The sequence below is a fragment of the Pseudomonas sp. C9-3 genome (genome assembly GCF_032392015.1).
GTDB lineage: Bacteria > Pseudomonadota > Gammaproteobacteria > Pseudomonadales > Pseudomonadaceae > Pseudomonas > Pseudomonas nitroreducens.
Genome location: NZ_CP135919.1, coordinates 3,152,186 through 3,171,325 on the forward strand (window position 1 = coordinate 3,152,186; position 19,140 = coordinate 3,171,325).

General features: G+C 66.2%; 17 protein-coding genes. 15 read left to right on the forward strand and 2 right to left on the reverse strand.

Annotation, left to right across the window (positions count from 1 at the left end; all coding sequences use genetic code 11):
• Nucleotides 1–44: 44 nt before the first annotated feature.
• The 7 genes from RS899_RS14075 (at nucleotide 45) to RS899_RS14105 (ending at nucleotide 9,978) form a co-directional block, all read left to right on the forward strand.
• Entirely contained in the window at nucleotides 45–1,967 is a 1,923-nt protein-coding gene (locus RS899_RS14075; protein ID WP_233297774.1) for an alkyl/aryl-sulfatase, read from the forward strand.
• Between the two features lie 194 nt (nucleotides 1,968–2,161).
• On the forward strand, nucleotides 2,162–2,935 hold the full coding sequence (locus RS899_RS14080) for an SDR family oxidoreductase (protein WP_054908563.1): 774 nt from the start codon (nucleotides 2,162–2,164) through the stop codon (nucleotides 2,933–2,935).
• 80 nt (nucleotides 2,936–3,015) lie between these two features.
• Complete coding sequence (locus RS899_RS14085) at nucleotides 3,016–3,921, forward strand: LysR family transcriptional regulator (RefSeq protein WP_315810274.1); 906 nt, start codon at nucleotides 3,016–3,018, stop codon at nucleotides 3,919–3,921.
• Between the two features lie 105 nt (nucleotides 3,922–4,026).
• A complete protein-coding gene (locus RS899_RS14090; RefSeq protein ID WP_315810275.1) occupies nucleotides 4,027–4,560 on the forward strand; it encodes a sigma-70 family RNA polymerase sigma factor in 534 nt (177 codons plus the stop codon).
• Entirely contained in the window at nucleotides 4,557–5,531 is a 975-nt protein-coding gene (locus tag RS899_RS14095; RefSeq protein ID WP_315810276.1) for a FecR domain-containing protein, read from the forward strand. Before RS899_RS14090 ends, RS899_RS14095 begins: the two co-directional genes overlap by 4 nt.
• A gap of 211 nt (nucleotides 5,532–5,742) precedes the next feature.
• Entirely contained in the window at nucleotides 5,743–8,283 is a 2,541-nt protein-coding gene (locus tag RS899_RS14100) for a TonB-dependent siderophore receptor (protein WP_315810277.1), read from the forward strand.
• 225 nt (nucleotides 8,284–8,508) lie between these two features.
• On the forward strand, nucleotides 8,509–9,978 hold the full coding sequence (locus tag RS899_RS14105) for a sensor domain-containing diguanylate cyclase (RefSeq protein ID WP_054908558.1): 1,470 nt from the start codon (nucleotides 8,509–8,511) through the stop codon (nucleotides 9,976–9,978).
• Here the strand turns inward: RS899_RS14105 and RS899_RS14110 are convergent.
• A complete protein-coding gene (locus RS899_RS14110; protein ID WP_315810278.1) occupies nucleotides 9,975–10,601 on the reverse strand; it encodes a methylthioribulose 1-phosphate dehydratase in 627 nt (208 codons plus the stop codon). The genes RS899_RS14105 and RS899_RS14110 overlap by 4 nt on opposite strands.
• Nucleotides 10,602–10,889: 288 nt before the next feature.
• On the opposite strand from RS899_RS14110, the gene RS899_RS14115 reads away from it, so the two are divergent.
• The 8 genes from RS899_RS14115 (at nucleotide 10,890) to RS899_RS14150 (ending at nucleotide 18,372) form a co-directional block, all read left to right on the forward strand.
• The gene (locus tag RS899_RS14115; RefSeq protein WP_315810279.1) at nucleotides 10,890–11,810 is read left to right on the forward strand and encodes an ABC transporter substrate-binding protein; all 921 of its coding nucleotides are present in this window, start codon (nucleotides 10,890–10,892) and stop codon (nucleotides 11,808–11,810) included.
• On the forward strand, nucleotides 11,807–12,952 hold the full coding sequence (locus RS899_RS14120; protein ID WP_315810280.1) for a phosphotransferase enzyme family protein: 1,146 nt from the start codon (nucleotides 11,807–11,809) through the stop codon (nucleotides 12,950–12,952). Before RS899_RS14115 ends, RS899_RS14120 begins: the two co-directional genes overlap by 4 nt.
• Nucleotide 12,953: 1 nt before the next feature.
• A complete protein-coding gene (locus tag RS899_RS14125; RefSeq protein ID WP_315810281.1) occupies nucleotides 12,954–13,829 on the forward strand; it encodes a sulfurtransferase in 876 nt (291 codons plus the stop codon).
• A gap of 112 nt (nucleotides 13,830–13,941) precedes the next feature.
• On the forward strand, nucleotides 13,942–16,113 hold the full coding sequence (locus RS899_RS14130; RefSeq protein ID WP_315810282.1) for a TonB-dependent siderophore receptor: 2,172 nt from the start codon (nucleotides 13,942–13,944) through the stop codon (nucleotides 16,111–16,113).
• An 11-nt stretch (nucleotides 16,114–16,124) separates the two neighbouring features.
• Entirely contained in the window at nucleotides 16,125–16,718 is a 594-nt protein-coding gene (gene pnuC / locus RS899_RS14135) for a nicotinamide riboside transporter PnuC (protein WP_315810283.1), read from the forward strand.
• 8 nt (nucleotides 16,719–16,726) lie between these two features.
• A complete protein-coding gene (locus RS899_RS14140; RefSeq protein WP_233297784.1) occupies nucleotides 16,727–17,473 on the forward strand; it encodes a UTRA domain-containing protein in 747 nt (248 codons plus the stop codon).
• Between the two features lie 105 nt (nucleotides 17,474–17,578).
• On the forward strand, nucleotides 17,579–17,740 hold the full coding sequence (locus RS899_RS14145; protein ID WP_089285704.1) for a hypothetical protein: 162 nt from the start codon (nucleotides 17,579–17,581) through the stop codon (nucleotides 17,738–17,740).
• 35 nt (nucleotides 17,741–17,775) lie between these two features.
• The gene (locus tag RS899_RS14150; RefSeq protein ID WP_315810439.1) at nucleotides 17,776–18,372 is read left to right on the forward strand and encodes an XRE family transcriptional regulator; all 597 of its coding nucleotides are present in this window, start codon (nucleotides 17,776–17,778) and stop codon (nucleotides 18,370–18,372) included.
• A 69-nt stretch (nucleotides 18,373–18,441) separates the two neighbouring features.
• Here RS899_RS14150 and RS899_RS14155 read toward each other — a convergent pair whose 3' ends face one another.
• On the reverse strand, nucleotides 18,442–18,957 hold the full coding sequence (locus RS899_RS14155; protein WP_315810284.1) for a hypothetical protein: 516 nt from the start codon (nucleotides 18,955–18,957) through the stop codon (nucleotides 18,442–18,444).
• Between the last annotated feature and the right edge of the window lie 183 nt (nucleotides 18,958–19,140).

Consider the following 19,140-nt stretch of genomic DNA (forward strand, 5'->3'; position numbering starts at 1 on the left):
TCTGGAAATTCAGCTCATCGTTCCTGTTGGCTGCGGCCATTTCCATGACCACCCAGGCCTGGGCTGCCGAACAGCCGAAGCCGGCCACCGACGCCACCAAGGCCGCCAACGACGCGTTGCTCCAGGAGCTGCCGTTCAACGACAAGACCTCGTTCGAACTGGCTCACAAGGGATTCATCGCGCCCCTGCCCACCGAGCCGATCAAAGGCGAAAAGGGCAACATGATCTGGGACCCGGCCAAGTACAACTTCATCAAGGAAGGCGAAGCCGCGCCGGCCACCACCAACCCCAGCCTGTGGCGGCAATCGCAGCTGATCAACATCTCCGGCCTGTTCGAAGTCACCGACGGCATCTACCAGGTGCGCAACTACGACCTGTCGAACATGACCATCGTCGAAGGCAAGAGCGGCATCACCATCTTCGACCCGCTGATCTCCAGCGAGACCGCCAAGGCAGCGCTCGACCTCTACTACGCGCACCGGCCGAAAAAACCGGTGGTCGCGGTGATCTACACCCACAGCCACGTCGACCACTACGGCGGCGTGCGCGGCGTGGTCGACGAGAAGGACGTGAAGGCCGGCAAGGTGAAGATCTACGCGCCGCTGGGCTTCCTCGAACACGCCGTGGCGGAGAACGTCATGGCCGGCACCGCGATGAGCCGCCGCGCCAGCTACATGTATGGCAACCTGCTGCCGCCCAGCGAAACCGGCCAGCTCGGCGCCGGCCTGGGCACCACCACCTCCGCCGGTACCGTGACCCTGATCCCGCCGACCGACATCATCTCCAAGACCGGCGAGAAGCGCGTCATCGACGGCCTCACCTACGAGTTCCTCTACGCGCCGGGCAGCGAGGCGCCGGCCGAGATGATGTACTACATCAAGGAGAAGAAGGCCCTCAACACCGCCGAGGACTCCACCCACACCCTGCACAACACCTACTCGCTGCGCGGCGCGAAGATCCGTGAGCCGCTGCCCTGGTCGAAGTACCTCAACGAGGCGCTGAAGATGTGGGGCGACGACGTGCAGGTGATGTACGCCATGCACCACTGGCCGATCTGGGGCAACAAGGAAGTGCGCGACCAGCTTTCCTCGCAGCGCGACATGTACCGCTACATCAACGACGAGACCCTGCGCCTGGCCAACAAGGGCCTGACCATGACCGAGATCGCCGAGCAGGTGAAACTGCCCAAGGGCATCGCCGATCGCTTCTCCAACCGTGGCTACTACGGCTCGCTGAACCATAACGTCAAGGCCACCTACGTGCTCTACCTGGGCTGGTTCATCGGCAACCCCGCCACCCTTTGGGAACTGCCGCCCGAAGAGGAAGCCAAGCGCTACGTCGACATGATGGGCGGCGCCGACGCCGTGCTGAAGAAAGCCAAGGAGTACTACGACAAGGGTGACTTCCGCTGGGTGGCCGAGGTGGTCAACCACGTGGTCTTCGCCGACCCGAACAACCAGGCGGCGAAGAACCTGCAGGCCGATGCACTGGAACAGCTCGGCTACCAGGCCGAGAGCGGCCCGTGGCGCAACTTCTACCTGACCGGCGCGCAAGAGTTGCGCAACGGCGTACAGAAGCTGCCGACCCCGGACACCGCCAGCCCCGATACCGTCAAGGCGATGGACCTGGACCTGTTCTTCGACTACCTGGCCATGCGCCTGAAAGGGCCTGAAGTCGCGGACAAGCACATCACCCTCAACTTCGACTTCACCGACCTGAAGCAGAAGTACACCCTGGAGATGGTCAACGGCGTGCTCAACCACACCGAAGGCGCGCAGGCGAAAGATGCCGACGCCACCATCACCCTGACCCGCGACACCCTGAACAAGCTGATGCTCAAGCAGACCACGCTGAAGGACGCGGAAGGATCGGGCGAGCTCAAGGTGCAGGGCGACCAGGGCAAGCTGGACGAGCTGATGAGCTACATGGACAACTTCGACTTCTGGTTCAACATCGTCACGCCCTGATCGGGCCGCAACAGGCAGGCCGGCGGCACCACCGCCGGCCTGTTTTTTTGCGTCACGCGCCGCGGCCCCTCGCCAAAACCGTGGGCCACGATTGTCCAGCGCGCCTGGACAGTCCATCCCATCACCACGGAATTATCTTCGTCGCCTGCCCCACTAGACTCAGGCTTGCCTTCAACCCAGCAGGACTGACCAGCATGGCCGACCATTCGATCAAGGGAAAAGTGGTACTCATCGCCGGAGGAGCGAAGAACCTCGGCGGGCTCATCGCCCGTGACCTCGCCGCACAGGGAGCCGCCGCCGTGGCGGTGCATTACAACAGCGCCTCGAGCAAGGCCGAGGCCGACAAGACCGTTGCCGCGCTGCAGGAACTGGGCGCCAGGGCTGTCGCCCTGCAAGCCGACCTCACCCGCGCCGGCGCGGTGGAGAAGCTCTTCGCCGATGCACTCGCTGCCGTCGGCAAGCCGGACATCGCCATCAACACCGTCGGCAAGGTGCTGAAGAAACCCATGGCCGAGATCAGCGAAGCCGAGTACGACGAGATGATGGCGGTGAACGCCAAGTCGGCGTTCTTCTTCATCAAGGAAGCCGGCAAGCACCTCAACGACAACGGCAAGATCTGCACCATCGTCACCTCGCTGCTGGGCGCCTTCACGCCCTTCTATGCCGCCTATGCCGGAGGCAAGGCACCGGTGGAGCACTTCACCCGCGCCGCCGCCAAGGAGCTGGGCGAACGCGGTATCTCCGTCACCGCCGTGGGCCCGGGGCCGATGGACACGCCGTTCTTCTACCCGGCCGAAGGCCAGGACGCGGTGAACTACCACAAGACCGCCGCCGCCCTGTCACCCTTCTCGAAGACCGGCCTGACCGACATCGAGGACGTGGTGCCCTTCATCCGCCACCTGGTCAGCGACGGCTGGTGGATCACCGGGCAGACGCTGCTGATCAATGGCGGCTATACCACCAAGTAACCCCGTGACGCCGGACCGGCCCTGGCCGCCGCTCCGGCGTCCCCGCGCCAGGCTGGCGCCGGCTTGCCCCCCGAGGTGCCATGGAGCGCATCGAGCAGTACCGCATCTTCATCCAGGTCGCCGAGCTGGGCAGCTTCATCCAGGCCTCGCGGGTGCTCAAGCTGCCCCGCGCGACGGTGTCCGCTGCCGTCCAGCAACTGGAAGCCGGCGTCGGCACGCGCCTGCTGCATCGCACCACGCGCAAGGTCAGCCTGACGGCGGATGGCCTGCAATTGCTGGAGCGAGCCCGACAGTTGCTGCATGAGTACGACGAGGTCGACCAACTGTTCCAGACGCACCCGCAACAGATCAGCGGGCGCCTGGATGTCGACGTACCCAGCCGCATCGCCCGGCGCCTGCTGATTCCCGCCCTGCCGGAATTTCTCCGCCAGTACCCGCGCCTGCAACTGGGGCTGGGCTCCACCGACCGGCTCATCGACCCGGTGAGCGAAGGCGTCGACTGCGTCATCCGCTTCGGCCGGCTGGCCAGCAGCAGCCTGGTGGTGAAACCGCTGGGGCAGGTGCTGCTGGTCAACTGCGCGAGCCCCGCCTATCTCGCCGAGCACGGCGTGCCACGCCACCTGGACGACCTGCGCAAGGGCCACCAGGCCATCGGCTACAGCCCATCCACCGACGGCCAGGCGTGGCCCTGGGAGTACATCGACGAGGGCCGCGAACACAGCATCGAACTGCCCAGCCGGGTCATCGTCAACAATGTCGAGAGCTATATCGCCAGCTGCTGCGCCGGGCTCGGCCTGATCCAGGTGCCGCTGTTCGACGTGCAGCACCTGCTCGATGCCGGCGCGCTGGTGGAAGTCCTGCCCGGGCACCGGCCCGCTCCCATGCCGGTATCGATGCTCTACCCCAACCGCCGCCAGCGCTCGCGTCGGCTGGGCGTATTCCTCGATTGGTTCGGCACGCAGATGCAGCCCTTTTTGGCGCCCTGAGGAGATTACCTGCGCAGCGCGATTGCCCAGAGGATTGCCCTGAGGCCGGGCATTCGGTTATTTTGATAATAATTCGCATTTGCATGGATTCTCGCCCGGCCTCCCATGACACGACCCATCGCCTGCGCCCACCGCGCCCAAGTGGCCAGCCTCTATCGCGAGAACCACGGTTGGATCCAGCAATGGATCAACCGCCGCCTGGGCAACGCCAGCGACGCCGCCGAACTGGCCCAGGACGTGTTCGTACGCCTGCTGGCGCAGCCGCGGGAGTTCGAGAGCGACGTGCACGCCCGCGCCTACCTGAGCCGCATCTCGCTGCACCTGTGCGTCGACTTCTGGCGACGCAAGCAACTGGAAAAGGCCTGGCTCGAAGCCCTGGCGCAGGTGCCGGAAAGCCATTGGCCGTCCCAGGAACACCAGGCGATCATCCTCGAAACCCTCGGCCAGCTGCAGGACCTGCTGGAGCGCCTGCCCCCCAAGGTCGCCGCCGCCTTCAGCCTGTCGCAACTGCACGGCCTGGGCTACCGGGAAATCGCCGAGGAGCTGGGCGTTTCCGTGCGCAGCGTGACCAAGTACATCGCCCAGGCCATGTTCCAGTGCGCCCTGCTCGAAGCGGAACTCGACGGAGTGCTGCAATGAGTGCAAAACCCGGCCTCGACCACGCCACGCTGGAAAGCGCCGCCGACTGGTTCGCGCGCCTGCAGGAGGCGCCCAACGACGCCGAGCTGCACGCCCAATGGCGCCGCTGGCTCGACCAGGGCGAGGCGCAGCGCCTGGCCTGGAGCTACATCGAACGGATCAGCCAGCGCTTCGCCGGCATCCAGCAGCAAGGCCCCGCAGCACACCGCACGCTGGCCACCCTGCGCAACGGCAAGCAGACGCGCCGCCGGCTGCTCAGCCAGTTCAGCGTGCTGGCGGGCGCCGGCCTGTTCGGCTGGCTGGGCTGGCGCGCCAACCCCATCGACAGCCTGCACGCCTGGCGCGCGCAGTACCGCACGGCGATCGGCGAGCGCCGCAGCGAACGGCTGAGCGACGGCACGCAACTCTGGCTCAACAGCGACAGCGCGCTGGACGTGCACTTCGACGATGGCCGCCGCGAGCTGGTGCTGTACGCCGGTGAAGTGTTGATCGAGACCGGGCACGGCGACAGCCGCCCCTTCCAGGTACGCACCCGTGCCGGCCTGCTGCAACCGCTGGGCACCCGCTTCAGCGTGCGCGAGCTCGGCCCGCGCACACAGCTCAACGTCTACCAGGGCGCGGTGCGCACCACCCTGCAGGACAGTGGCGCCAGCCTCGTCCTCAAGGCAGGCCAGGGCGTCATCTTCGATGCCCGCGAAGCCGGCGCCGTGACGCACGCCCAAGCCCGCCGCGAAGCCTGGAGCCGTGGCCTGCTGCTGGCCGAGGACATGCCGTTGGCGCAATTCATCGAGGAGCTGGGCGGCTACCGGCGTGGGCACCTGGGTGTCGACCCCGCGGTGGCACGGCTGCGCGTCATGGGCAGCTTCCCGCTGGCCGATACCGACCAGGCCCTGGCGCAACTCGAAGAAGCATTGCCGGTGCGCGTGCAGCGGCGTTTCGACTGGTGGATGACAGTGGTCCCGCGCCGCTAGGCAACCGAGTCGAGCCCCGGTTCGCGAGCAAGCTCGCTCCTACGAAGAACCCAACCCCAGCTGTAGGAGCGAGCTTGCTCGCGAACTGCCGACGCATCTGCCAATTCAGGTTTCGCGCCCGAGAAAAAAGTTTTCGAGAATGGTTCCGATTTTCCGTCCTGCTTCGGATTACTAGGAAACACCCCTAATAACCGGACGCCAAGGAACCGGAATGTCACGCCAAGACCAGCACTTCCCGAGCAAAAAGCATCCCCTGTTTCTCGCCATTGCCCTGAGCCTGGCCACCGTCGGCCCACTCTCGGCGCCTTCCACCGCCATCGCCGAGCAAGCTCAACGGCAGAACTTCGACATCCCCGCCGGCCCCCTCGCCCGCCAGCTCAACGAACTGGCCGCGCAGACCGGCCTGCTGCTGGCCGCTGACGCCGAGCTGACCCGCGACCGCCAGAGCCAGGCCGTGCGCGGCAACTACAGCGCCGAGGAAGCGCTGGACCTGATGCTGATGGGCAGCGGCCTCAGCGCCCAACGCAGTACGCAGCAGGGCAGCGGCAACCGCTACCAGCTGGTGCTCATCCCACAGGACGACGCCGCCCTGGAAATGAGCGACACCACCATCATGGGCCAGGGCATGGGCCAGGCCACCGAGAACTCCGGCAGCTACACGCCGGGCCTGACCAGCGTCGGCTCGAAGACACCGACCTCGCTGAAGGAAACCCCGCAGTCGATCTCGGTGCTCACCCGCCAGTTGATGAATGACCGCCAGATCGCCGACCTCAACGACGCCATGAAGGCCGTGCCGGGCATCACCGTGCAGAGCAACACCTTCCGCATCCAGGACTTCTACTCGCGCGGCTTCGCCATCCAGAACATCCAGCTCGATGGCGCTGCCCCCATGGCGCTGGGAACCACCGCGGGCTCGTTCTACTCCTCCAACGTCTACGACATGGCCGAGTTCGACCATGTCGAAGTGCTGCGCGGCAGCTCCGCGCTGTTCGGCGGCACCGGCGACCCTGGCGGCATCATCAACCTGGTGCGCAAGCGCCCGCTGGATACCTACCAGCTCAAGTTCAGCGCCTCCGCCGGCACCTGGGACAACTACCGCAGCGAGCTCGACGTCACCGGCCCGCTGGGCTTCGACGGCAAGCTGCGCGGGCGTGCGGTGGTGGCCTACCAGGACCGCCAGTACTTCACCGACAACCGCGCCACCGACAAGCCGATCTTCTACGGCGTGCTGGAAGCCGACGTCACCGACGACACCATGCTCACCGGCGGGCTGCGCTTCAACAAGGTCCACGAGACCGGTACCGCCAATGCCCTGCCGCGCTACAGCAACGGCGTCGACCTGGGCCTGCCGCGGCACACCGGGCTGTCCACCACCTGGGCCTACGCCGACGGCTTCTCCCGCGAATACTTCGCCAAGCTCGACCACCGCCTGAACGACGACTGGAAGCTCAACCTCAGCTACACCAACATCTACGACACCATCGAGACCAACAACGCCACCACCCTGGGCTCGGTGAACCCGGTGACCGGCACCGGCGTCACCCGCTACGGCACCTGGATCACCCAGTGGAGCGAGCAGGACCTCTGGGACGCCAACGTCTCGGGCAACTTCAGCCTGTTCGGCCTGAACCACCAGCTCACCGTCGGCGGCGACTACCAGGACATCGACAGCCGCTGGCAGGGCACGCCGCGCTTTGCCAGCGCCGGCGGCGCGGTGGACGTGTTCGACCCGAACTCCACGCCCTGGACCGACCCCGGCGTGCGCCCGGACGTCACCCGCGACTACAGCCCCAACAGCCAGACCCAGTACGGCCTCTACTCCAGCCTGCGCCTGCAGCTGGCCGACCCCCTGCACCTGATCCTCGGCGCGCGGGTGCAGCACTACAAGTTCGACCAGACCTACCAGAGCCTGGCCAATGGCGTATGGGGCGTGCAGTCGCGCGTCGACATGCGCGAGCCGACCAAGACCACCCCGTTTGGCGGCATCGTCTACGACCTCACCGATGAGTGGGCCGCCTATGCCAGCTACGCGGAAATCTTCAAGCCGCAGCAGAACTACATGGCCGGCCCGCTGGGCAGCGGCAGCACCCTCGACCCCATGACCGGCAAGACCTACGAAACCGGCCTGAAGGGCGAGTTGCTGGGCGGCACGGTGAACACCAGCGTGGCGCTCTACTACACCAAGCGTGAAGACCAGGCCGTGCTGGACCCGCAGTACGAAGCCACTTCCGTGCTGTTCGGCGGCAACTGCTGCTACGTCAACGGCGGCGAGGTGACCAGCAAGGGCGTCGACATGGAAATCTCCGGCGAGCTGCTGCCGGACTGGATGCTGATGGCCAGCTACACCCTGAACCTCAACAAGAACCGCACCGCCGGGGGCCAGCTGAGCACCGTCACGCCCAAGCACATGGCCAAGCTGTTCACCACCTACCGCCTGCCGGGCGACTGGTCGAAGTTCCGCGTCGGCGGCGGCGTCGATATCCAGAGCGCGACCAAGGTCAGCGGCACCGCCTCCACCTATGACGGCAATGGCAACGTGGTGCAGAGCAACGTGCCGTTCGACTACCAGCAAAGCGGCTACGCGGTGTGGAACGCCCTGGTCGACTACCAGCTCGATGAACACTGGAACGTCGCACTCAACGGCAACAACCTGTTCGACAAGAAGTACTACCAGACAGTCGGCACCTCGACCTACGGCAACGTCTACGGCGACCCGCGCAACTTCATGCTGACCGTGCGTGCCACGTACTGAGGATCGCGCCTTCATCAAAGCTTAATCTCGCGCCGGCAGACTGAACCCAGTCACCAATGGTGCGTGCCCCATGAATGCTGCCTGTTCCAGGCAGCATTTTTTTTGCCCGAAAATCGCTGCACTCTCGCGCCCGTGCCCGGACAACCCGGCAGATTGCTGCTATATGCCTTGAGGCACGCGCTGCCGCGCGGCCGCCTCTTCTTGCGCCTTCGTATGGACACCGGCATGCCGATCCACCGCTCCAGCACCATCCTGGCCAGCAGCCTGGGCCTGACTGCCGCCATCAGCGCCCTGTCGCTCTGGGCCATCCTGGAAATGCGCCACGACGCGCTGGAAGTCGCCAGCGCCAATGGCCACAACATCGCCCTGCTGGTGCAACGCGATATCCAGCGCAATCTCGACCTCTACGACATGAGCCTGAAGGCAGTCGTGCATGCCCATGCCGAGCCCGAGGTGCGCGCACTCTCCGGCGAGGTACGCCAATCGCTGCTCGAGGACTACACCGCACCGACCCATGGCATGGGCTCGATGTTCATCACCAATGCCCAGGGCATAGCCACCTTCAACTTCGGCAAGGAAATCCCCGGGCGTATCGACCTGTCCCGGCGCGAGTACTTCCAGGCGCAGCGCGAGGCGAGCGGAAACGAGCTGCTCATCAGCCACCCCTACATTCCCTACTCCAGCAACGCCCGCAACAGCATTGCCCTGAGCCGACGCCTGGAGCTCGAGGACGGCAGTTTCGCCGGCGTGGTCGGCGCCAATCTGGAACTGAGCTACTTCCGCGAGTTGTTCAGCGGCCTCAACCTGGGCGAAGGCGGCACCGTCAGCCTGCACATGCGCGACGGTACGCTGCTGGCACGCTGGCCCGACTCACCGCCCACCGGGACCCTGGCCGGAGCGCTGGAACACTACCTGGCCAGCGGTGAGGAAACCTTCTTCGACCGCGGCAGCGACGGCGTCAAACGCTGGCACGACTTCCGCCCCGTGGAGGGCTACCCGTTGGTTTTCAGCGTGGCCCTGCCCTCCAGCGAGATCTACGAGGACTGGTACTGGCGCGGCGGATTGATCGCCCTGCTGGGTCTCGCCCTGGATGGCACGGTGATCGGCCTGGCACTGATCGCCCTGCGCCAGATGCGCCAGCGCGACCGCAAGGAAGCCGAGTTGCAGATGGCGGCCAGCACCGATCCGCTGACCGGGCTGAACAACCGCCGCGCCTTCGACCTGCGCGCCGGCCACGAGTGGTCGCGTTACCAGCGCAGCGGTGCGGCACTCTCGGTAATGCTCATGGATATCGACAAGTTCAAGGCCTACAACGACCACTACGGTCACCCCGCCGGCGATGCGGCGCTCAGGACCGTGGCCCAGGTGATCGCCGAGTGGACCCGGCGCCCGGCCGATTGTGCGGCGCGCTTCGGCGGCGAGGAGTTCGTCGTACTGCTGGGCGACAGCGAAGAGGCCGACGCCCTGGCGCTGGCCGAACACATCCGCGCCAGCCTGCAGGGGCTCGCCGTACCGCACGAACACGGCCCGCTGGGCGTACTCACCCTGAGCATCGGCGTCGCCAGCACCTCACGCTTCAGCCCGGCCAACTGGGCCGAGCTGCTGCAATCCGCCGACAGCGCGCTGTACCAGGCAAAGAATGGCGGACGCAACCGCGTGGTCGGCTTCCACCCCGCCGAGGTCGAATCCTCCTAGCTTCGAGCGCCACGCAGGCTCAGCACCTTCAGCTCGCACTCGAACAGGAACTCGAACGCCTCCACCTGGCGCAGCGCATCGCTCATGTGTGCGCCCCAGGTGTACAGGCCATGACCGCGAATCAGGTAGCCGGGGCAATCCGGGTGCGCATCCAGCCAGGCCTGCACCTTGGCCGCCAGGCGGGCGATGTCCTGGTCGTTGTCGAAGATGGGCACGGTGACGCGGCCTTCGTGGGTGGTAACCCCGGAAAAGGCTTTCTGCAATTCGTAGTCTTCCAGCTCCAGGCGGTCGCCCGCGGTCAGGCGCGACAGCACGGTGGCGTTCACCGAGTGGGTGTGCAGCACCGCGCCGATCTCCGGGCGCCAGGCGTAGAGCTGGGTGTGCAGCAGGGTTTCCGCCGAGGGCTTCTTGCCCGGTTCGAGACTGTTGCCGGCCAGATCGGTCTCCAGCACATCGTCCTCGCCGAGCTGGCCCTTGTGCTTGCCCGAAACGGTCAGCAGCGCACGGTCGGCGGCCAGGCGCGTGGAATAGTTGCTGCTGGTGGCCGGCGACCAGCCACGACCGTAGAGGAAGCGGCCGGCGTCGATGATCTGCCGGGTGAGTTGCTGGCGGGTGTCAGTCATGCGAGCGCCGGTGCTGTTGGAAGAGGCCGCCACTCTAGCCATGCTCACCTGCTGCTAGAAATACCTTAATCGCATGAGGTCATAACTCGCGCACGCCCGCGCCAGAGCGATCCATCGCAGCGACGGCTCCTCGCGCACAGCTATCTGCCCGCCGCCCGCTGCCGAGAAGTTATTATTCGCTAAGGTTATAAAAACCTGTGAAATTCATATTGGTATATACCAATTGTTCTGCCTTGCAATACGCCCCATCGCAGTCATCGGCCGCTGGCCGTTTTGGAGAAAGGCTTCATGTTCGCCCTGAGGGTCATGCTCGAATACTTCCACCCCTGGCCCAATTCGGCCGGCTTCTACCTCGCCCGCGAACGCGGCTGGTACCGCGAGGCGGGGCTGGACGTGGAACTGGTGGTGCACGACCCCTACCACGGCGACACCCTCGACCACCTGATGCGCGGCGCCGCGGCGTTCGGCGTGTTCCCCAGCAATCGCCTGCTGGTGCGCCGTGAACTCGGCCAGCCACTGATCGGCGTGGCGGCGATCAACCATCGCGGCCTGGAATCGATCCAGACCCTCACCGACAGCGGCATCCGTCGCCCCCGCGACCTGCAGGGCAAGCGCCTGGCGCTCAACCCGACGCCGCGCGGCCTGGCCATGGTGCGCCACCTGGTGAGCCAGGACGGCGGCGACCCCGATGCGGTGGAACTGGTGGACGCCGGCTTCCGCGAGCTGCGCCCCGAAGACCTGGCCGCCGGCCTGGCCGACGCCAGCTTCGGCGGCTACTGGGCCTGGGAAGCGCTGCTGCCAAGCCCCATCGCCGATGAGCGCCGCGTGGTGCTGCCGGTGGACGAGATCGGCGCGCCGCCCTACCACAGCTATCTGCTGGGCGCGCGTGATGACTGGCTCGATGCCAACCCCGACATCGCGCGGCGTTTCCTTGCAGTCACCGCACGAGGTTTCCTCGCCGCAGCAGCGGAGCCAGAGGCTGCACTACCGGTCTACGAGCGCACCATTCCCTACTTTCCCCGCGAGATGCTGGCAGAATCCCTGCGGCGCATCGCGCCCAGCTGGCTGCATCAGGGCCGCTGGGGCGAACAGCGCGAAGAACTGCTGCAGCCCTATGCCCAGTGGCTGCATGAATACGGCGTACTGCGCGACCCGGAAGTCTGGCGCGGCGCCACCAGCAATGCCTGGCAAGTGGAGAACCCAGCATGACGAAGCGCCTGAGCCATGGCATGGGCCTGGAGCCGGTGGAAGCCGACTGGCCGGCGCTGACCGAAGCGGAGGTCGCCGCGCTGCTACAAGACTTCCCGCAGGCCGGCGACGAGGCCCGCCTGAGCTGGCACAGCCCACGGCCCTTCTCCGCCGCCGCGCTGGTGGAGACCGCCAGCGGGCCGCTGTTCGTCAAGCGCCATCACCCCAGCGTGCGCAGCGCCGCGTGGCTTGAGGAAGAGCACGCGTTCCTCGCTCACCTGGCCCGCCACGGCGCGTCGGTCGCGCAGGTATTGCGGGATCGGCACGATCGCAGCGCCATCGAGCGCGACGGCTGGACCTATGAAGTCCACCAGAAGGCGGAAGGCCTCGACCTGTACCGCGACGCGCTGTCCTGGACACCGTTCCAGCACAACACCCATGCCTTCGCCGCTGGCGCCGCGCTGGCGAAACTGCACCGCGCCGCCGAAAGTTTCGACGCGCCCTCGCGCAGCGCCGGTGTGCTGGTCAGCAACCTCAACCTGTTCGGCACGCCGGCCCCGCTGGCCGCCATCGAAGCGACCTTCGCCCAGGCACCCGCCCTCGCCGAGTACCTGCAAGCGCGCCCCTGGAAGGAAACGCTCAGCGAACTGCACCTGCCGCTGCAACGCGAGCTACTGCCCTACCTGCAGCGCCAGCCGGCACTCTGGACGCACAACGACTGGCATGCCTCCAACCTGTTGTGGAGCGAGGACGGCCCGCAGGCGCAGGTGGTCTCGGTGCTGGACTTCGGCCTGAGCGACCGCAGCTTCGCGCTGTTCGACCTGGCCACCGCCATCGAGCGCAACCTGGTGCCCTGGCTGGAGCTGGACCAGGGCCGCTCCGCCGTCGCCGACCTCGATGCACTGGCCGCCCTGCTGCAGGGCTACGCCAGCGTGCGCCCACTGAGCCGCGACGACCTGCTCGCCCTGGCTGCGCTGCTGCCACTGGTGCATGCGGATTTTGCTCTGTCCGAGGTCATCTACTTCCACGGCATCCTCGGCTCGGCCGAGAGCGCCTCGCTGGCCTACGACAATTACCTGATCGGCCACACCCGCTGGTTCCTCGAAGCCGAAGGGCAGCGTTTGCTCAATCACATTCGCCAACTGGCCGCGACGGTGAAATGAGATGAGCGAACCTCTGGTCACCGCGCACTGGCTGGCCGCCGCGCTGGACAACCCGCGCCTGTGCCTGCTGGACGCCAGCGTGGAACTGGCCGCCCCTGAATTCGATGGCGACTACCGCGTAAAGAGCGGCCACGACGGCTGGCTCGCCGGGCACATTCGCGGCGCACGCCATGCGGACCTGCTGGACGAGCTGGCCGATCCGCACTCCTCCTTCAGCTTCGCCCTGCCCGACCCGCAAGTGGCGATGGGCACCTTGCAGGCACTCGGTGTGGACGACGACTCGCTGGTGGTGATCTATGACCGCAGCGACGGTTTCTGGGCCGCGCGCCTGTGGTGGATGTTGCGCAGCCTGGGCATTGATGCAGCCGTGCTGGATGGTGGACTACGTGCCTGGATCGCCGCCGGATATTCGCTGGAACAAGGCGAATCTTCCCTGACGGCAATCGGGACGCTGTCGGCCCCGGCGAAGTACCGGGACGGCTTCTGGATCGACCGCCACGACGTCGAGAAAGTCGTCGCAGGAGCGTCTCCTGGCACGCTGGTCTGCGCCCTGTCCGCCGCCCTCTTCGACGGCAGCGCCGTCACCCGTTACGCGCGCCGTGGGCACATCCCCGGCAGCGCCAACCTGCCCGCGCGCAGTCTGTTCGACGACGACGGCTGCTACCGGCGCGGCGCGGCTCTGGACGAGGCCCTTGCCGGGCTGCGACAGGCCGAAGCGCCGCTGCTGCTTTACTGCGGCGGCGGCATTTCCGCCGCCGCCCTGGCCCTCGCCCTGACGCTGGCCGGGGAAACCCGGGTCGCGATCTACGACGGCTCGCTGCAGGAGTGGGCCGCAGAGCCGACCCTGCCATTGACCACCGGAGCAGCTCCGGCCTGACCGCCCGTTCGCGGGCACTCACGTTTCACATCCAAGGCCATCCGTTTCGCGCGGGAGGGGCTCGGCCCCGTGCATTCCCGGCGCACGCCCCGGCGATTTTCAGGAGCGTTCCATGCAGTACCTGCCGCGCCCCGCGCGCACGCGATTTCCCCTCAGCCTGCTGACCCTGACCGTGCTGCTGGCCAGCGGCCCCGGCCACGCCGAAGACGCCACGACCCTGGACACCGTAACGGTGATCGGCCACGACACCGAGAGCTACGCCAGCGGCCGCGCCTCGGTCGGCGGCTTCAGCGAGGCACCGTTGCTCGATACGCCCGCCTCCATCTCGGTGTTCAACCAGGCGCTGCTCAAGGACCAGCAGGCACGCCTGCTCAGCGATGTGCTGAAGAACGACGCCTCCACCGGCGAGGCCTACGCACCGGTGGGCTACTACGAGAATTTCGAGATCCGCGGCTACTCGCTCAACGCCGCCAGCAGCTACAAGATCAACGGCCGCACCATCACCGGCGAGCAGAACGTGGCGCTGGAGAACAAGGAACAGGTCGAAGTGCTCAAGGGCTTGTCCGGCCTGCAGAGCGGCGTGTCCGAGCCCGGCGGGGTGATCAACTACGTCACCAAGCGCCCGCAGGACGTGCGCTCGGTGACGCTGGGCACCGACGATGAGGGTGGCCGCTACATCGCCACCGACGTCGGCGCCTGGCTGGATAGCGAGCAGACGGTTGGCGTGCGGGTCAACCTCGCCCACGACGACCTGCGCTCCTACATCGACCACACCGACGGCCAGCGCGACTTCGCCTCCCTGGCACTGGACTGGAACCTCTCGCCCAACGCTCTCTGGCAATTCGACGCCGAATACCAGAACCGTCGCCAGCCCTCAGCACCCGGCTACCAGTTGCTCGGCGGTACGCAGCTGCCCCACGACATCGACCCGCACGACCGCATCGGCTACCAGAGCTGGGCCGACCCGGTGCGCATCGAATCGCTGAACCTCAACACGCGCTTCGAGTACCGCTTCGACGACGCCTGGACCGGCACCCTAAGCGCCTCGCGCAGCCGCGTGGTGATCGACGACTACAGCGCCTTCCCCTGGGGCTGCTACGGCGCGGCCAGCTGCGCCGATTCCGCCGTGCCGAACTACTTCAGCCCCGAAGGCGACTACGACCTCTACGACTTCCGCAGCCCCGACGACACCCGCCGCAACGACGAACTGGAAGCCGCCCTGCACGGCCAGTTCGCCACCGGCTGGTTGCGCCACGAGCTGACCGTCGGCACCTCGGCCTTCCGCCGTGTGCTGGACAGCCGCCCGGAACTCAACGAGTGGGTCGGCACCGGCAACATCTACACCGGCATCGGCGCCGTGGAGCCTTTCGACGGCGAGCCCGGCCACAGCTACCGCCACCTCGACAGCCGCCAGTACGGCCTGTTCGCCAGCGACCGCATCTCCTTCAATGACCAATGGCAGGTCGTGCTGGGCGGGCGCCAGGTGCGCCTGGACGAACGCACCTTCGACAGCGAGGGCGACACCACCCGGCATACCCGCCGCGCGGAGTTCCTGCCCAACGGCGCGGTGATCTTCAAGCCGCGTGCGGACATCTCCATCTACGGCAGCTACAGCAAGGGCCTGTCCCTGGGCGGCGAGGCCCCCTGGTTTGCCAGCAACGCCGGCGACACCCTGGCGCCCACCTCCTCGCGCCAGGTGGAATTCGGCATCAAGCAGGAGCTGGCCGGCTTCGACTGGAGCGCCGCGCTGTTCCAGATTCACCAGGCCTACCAGTTCGCCCGACCCAACGGCGACGGCAGCTTCACCTACGTACAGCAGGGCCAGCAGAAGAACAGCGGGCTGGAGTTGTCCGCCAGTGGCCGGGTAACCTCCGCGCTGCAATTGAGCGGCAGCCTCGCGGCGATCCGTTCGCGGGTGGTGAACAGCGGCACGGACGATTACGAAGGCCACCAGGCGATCAACGTCCCGCGCCTGCGCGCGAGCCTGCAGGCGGACTACGCGTTGGCCGAAGTGCCGGGGCTTTCGCTGCTGGGCGCGGCGCGCTACAGCGGCGCCAAATATGCTGACCGCGATGGCGCAGTAGAAGTCGGCGGCTACACCGTGTATGACGCCGGCGCACGCTTCAGCACCCGCATCGGCGACTACCCGACCGTGCTGCGGCTGAGCGTCGACAACCTGTTCGACAAGCGCTACTGGCGCGATGTCGGTGAATATTTCGGCGACGGCTACCTGTTCCAGGGTGCGCCGCGCACGGCTCGCCTGACGGCGAGCGTCAACTTCTGAGGTAAGCGCGAATGTCTGCTCTGGAAATCATCGCGGTGATCGTCAACGTACTCGGCGTCTGGCTCACTGCAAGGCGCATCCGCTGGTGCTGGCCGGTGAACGTGGTGGCGGTGCTGCTCTACGCCTGGATCTTCTTCAGCGTGAAGCTCTACTCCGACATGCTCCTGCAACTGGTCTTCGTGGTCCTGCAGTTCTATGGCTGGTGGCAGTGGAGCAAGGGCGGCAGCGACCACGGCAAGGTGCGCGTCGAACGCCTGCCCCTCTCCACCGCTATCACCAGTTGCCTGGCCGGTGCCGTGGGCGCCTTCGCCCTTGGCTGGGCGATGCACACCCACACCGACGCCGCCCTGCCCTGGATGGACGCCGCGCTGACCGCCTTCAGCCTGGTGGCGAGCTTCTGGGCGGCGCGCAAATACGTCGCCAGCTGGTGGCTGTGGATCATCCTCGACGTGCTCTACACCGGGGTCTTCCTCTACAAGGCGCTGTACCTCACCGCCGGGCTCTACGCCGGCTTCGTGATGCTGGCGATTTACGGCCTGCTGGCCTGGCAGCGCGAGCTGCATGACGAACCGCCCAGCGCTCCGGCACTGGCCGGCAACTCCTGAGGACCGTCATGCTCTACCAGGCCATCCCGCCGCACTACGCGCGTATCCGCGACCAGTTGGCCGCGGACATCGCCCAGGGGCGCTTCCTCGCCGGACAGAAGCTGCCACCCGAGCGCGACCTCGCCGAGCGCTTCGAATGCACCCGCGTGACCTTGCGCCAGGCCCTGCAACAGCTGGAAACCGAAGGCCTGATCTACCGCGAGAACCGCCGCGGCTGGTACCTCAGCCCACCACGCATCGACTACGACCCAACGCGGCTGGTCAGCTTCATGGACTACGTGCGCCTGCAAGGCCGCGAGCCGCTGACTGAATGCCTGAGCGCCGAACGCCGCCGCGCCGGCGCCTGGCTGGCCGCGCGGATGAACCTCCCCTCGCCGGACGAGCCCGTCTTCCGCCTGCACCGCCGCCGGCTGATCGACGGCCGCCCAGTGCTGGTGGAGATCAACACCCTGCTCGCCAGCTGGTGCCCGGAGTTGCTGGATGCGCGGCTGGATCGTTCGTTGACCACGCTGTTGCGCGAGCGCTTCGGCAAGGTGCAGACGCGCTGCACGCTGAACCTGCGCCTGGGCACAGTGAATGACGATCACGCCGAGCTGCTGCAACTGGCCTCCGGCGCCAGCAACCTGGTGCTGGAACGCCTGAACTACGCCGAGGACGGCCTGCTGGTGGAATTCGACCAGGAATTCTGGCGGCCGGACGCCGTATCGGTGGCCGTGCAGGCGGATTTTCCGTCACGACCGCCAATAGCCGAATAAGTAATTAACAAATGCTAATTCAGTATTTCTGGTTCTAACAGGATCAACGCTAGGCTAGCTCCAACTCACCACTAACGGCTTGTCCCAAAGCCTTCTGGAGCCGCCATGGACCGCACCGACAACATCATCGACCTCGCCCGCCACCGCACGCGCCGCCAGGCACGCCGCCAGGCCGAGCTGATGTGGATGCTGTACGCGCAGCGTGCCGGCTACGACGCCTTGCAGATCGTCCAGCAGAGCCGCGACAGCGGCCGCCGCGAGGCCTGATCGTGGGCCTGTCGCTTTCCACGGAGCTGCCGGCCGTGGAGTTCGACGCCACGCCCGGCACCACCGAAGACCCCATCGGCGAGCGGGTCGCCAGCAACCTGCTGCGCCTGCGCGCCAAGCGCAACCTCTCCCTCGATGGCTTGGCCCGCCTCTGCGGCGTGAGCCGCACCATGCTCGCGCAGATCGAGTCCGGCCGCAGCGTCCCGTCGATCAAGGTACTGTGCAAGATCGCCCAGGGCCTGAAGGTCTCGGTTGCCGCCTTCCTCGACGACCGCGCCTTCGAAGGCGTGGCCGTTCTGCCCGCGCGCGACAGCAAACGCCTGGTCAGCGGCGACGGCGCCTTCGTCAGCCGCGCACTGTTCCCCTTCGACGTCTCGCGCCAGGTGGAATTCTACGAACTGCGCCTGAAGGGCCTGGCCATCGAACACTCCACCGGCCATGCGCCGGGCACCCAGGAAAACCTGGTAGTGGCCCAGGGCGTGCTGGAAATCAGCGTGAACGAGGAGCGCTTCCTTCTCGGCACCGGCGACTCCATCCTGTTCTACGCCGACCAGCCGCACAGCTACCGCAACCCGTCGGACAGCGAGGCCGTCGCCTACCTCGTCACCACCTACGCCGAACGGCTGGACTGAGTTGCCAGGCAAAATATAAAAGGCCCGGCAGGTTCCCCCGCCGAGCCTTTCTCATTCAACGCCCCGCGATCAGCAGGTGCAGCACATCATCGGCATGCCGTTGCAGCTCATCATCATGGGCATGCCGCAGTCCATCATCTTGTTCATCAGCATGCAGCAGTTCTTCAGCATGTCCATGCTCATGCCCTGCATGGGCATCATCTTGCACAGCATCATGTCGCCCTGCATGGAGCACTCCATCATGCACTTCATGGCGGGCATGCCCATGTTCATGCCCATCATCGGCATCTGCATCATCGGGTTCATCATGCCCATCATCGGCATCATGGCCATGGCGGGCTGGGACATTCCCATCATCATCAGGTTACCGCAGTGCATCATCATCGGCATGCCGCAGTTCATCATCATCGCCATCATCTCGGCGCTGTTGCGGAACATGGCCATTTCCATGCCCATGGCCGGCTTCATGCGGCACATCATGCCGTCGTCGAGCATCTCGCACTCCATGGTCGCCATCATCATCGGCATGCCCATCATCGGCATCATGGCGTTGGTGTTCATCGGCATCTGCATGGCGTTCATCATGGTGGAGCTCCCTGAATCGATTGGAATGAAGTGCTGCGAATGGGGCCGATTCTAGGAAGGCGCGGCGGCGGGACAAGATGGCGGGGAAACGGAGGTTTCTGGCGTGCCTTCTCGCGGTTCTGGTTCGATGATGGCGGCGTTGTTCGTCATGATTTCAATTGCGACGTTTTAACGGCGTTAAAA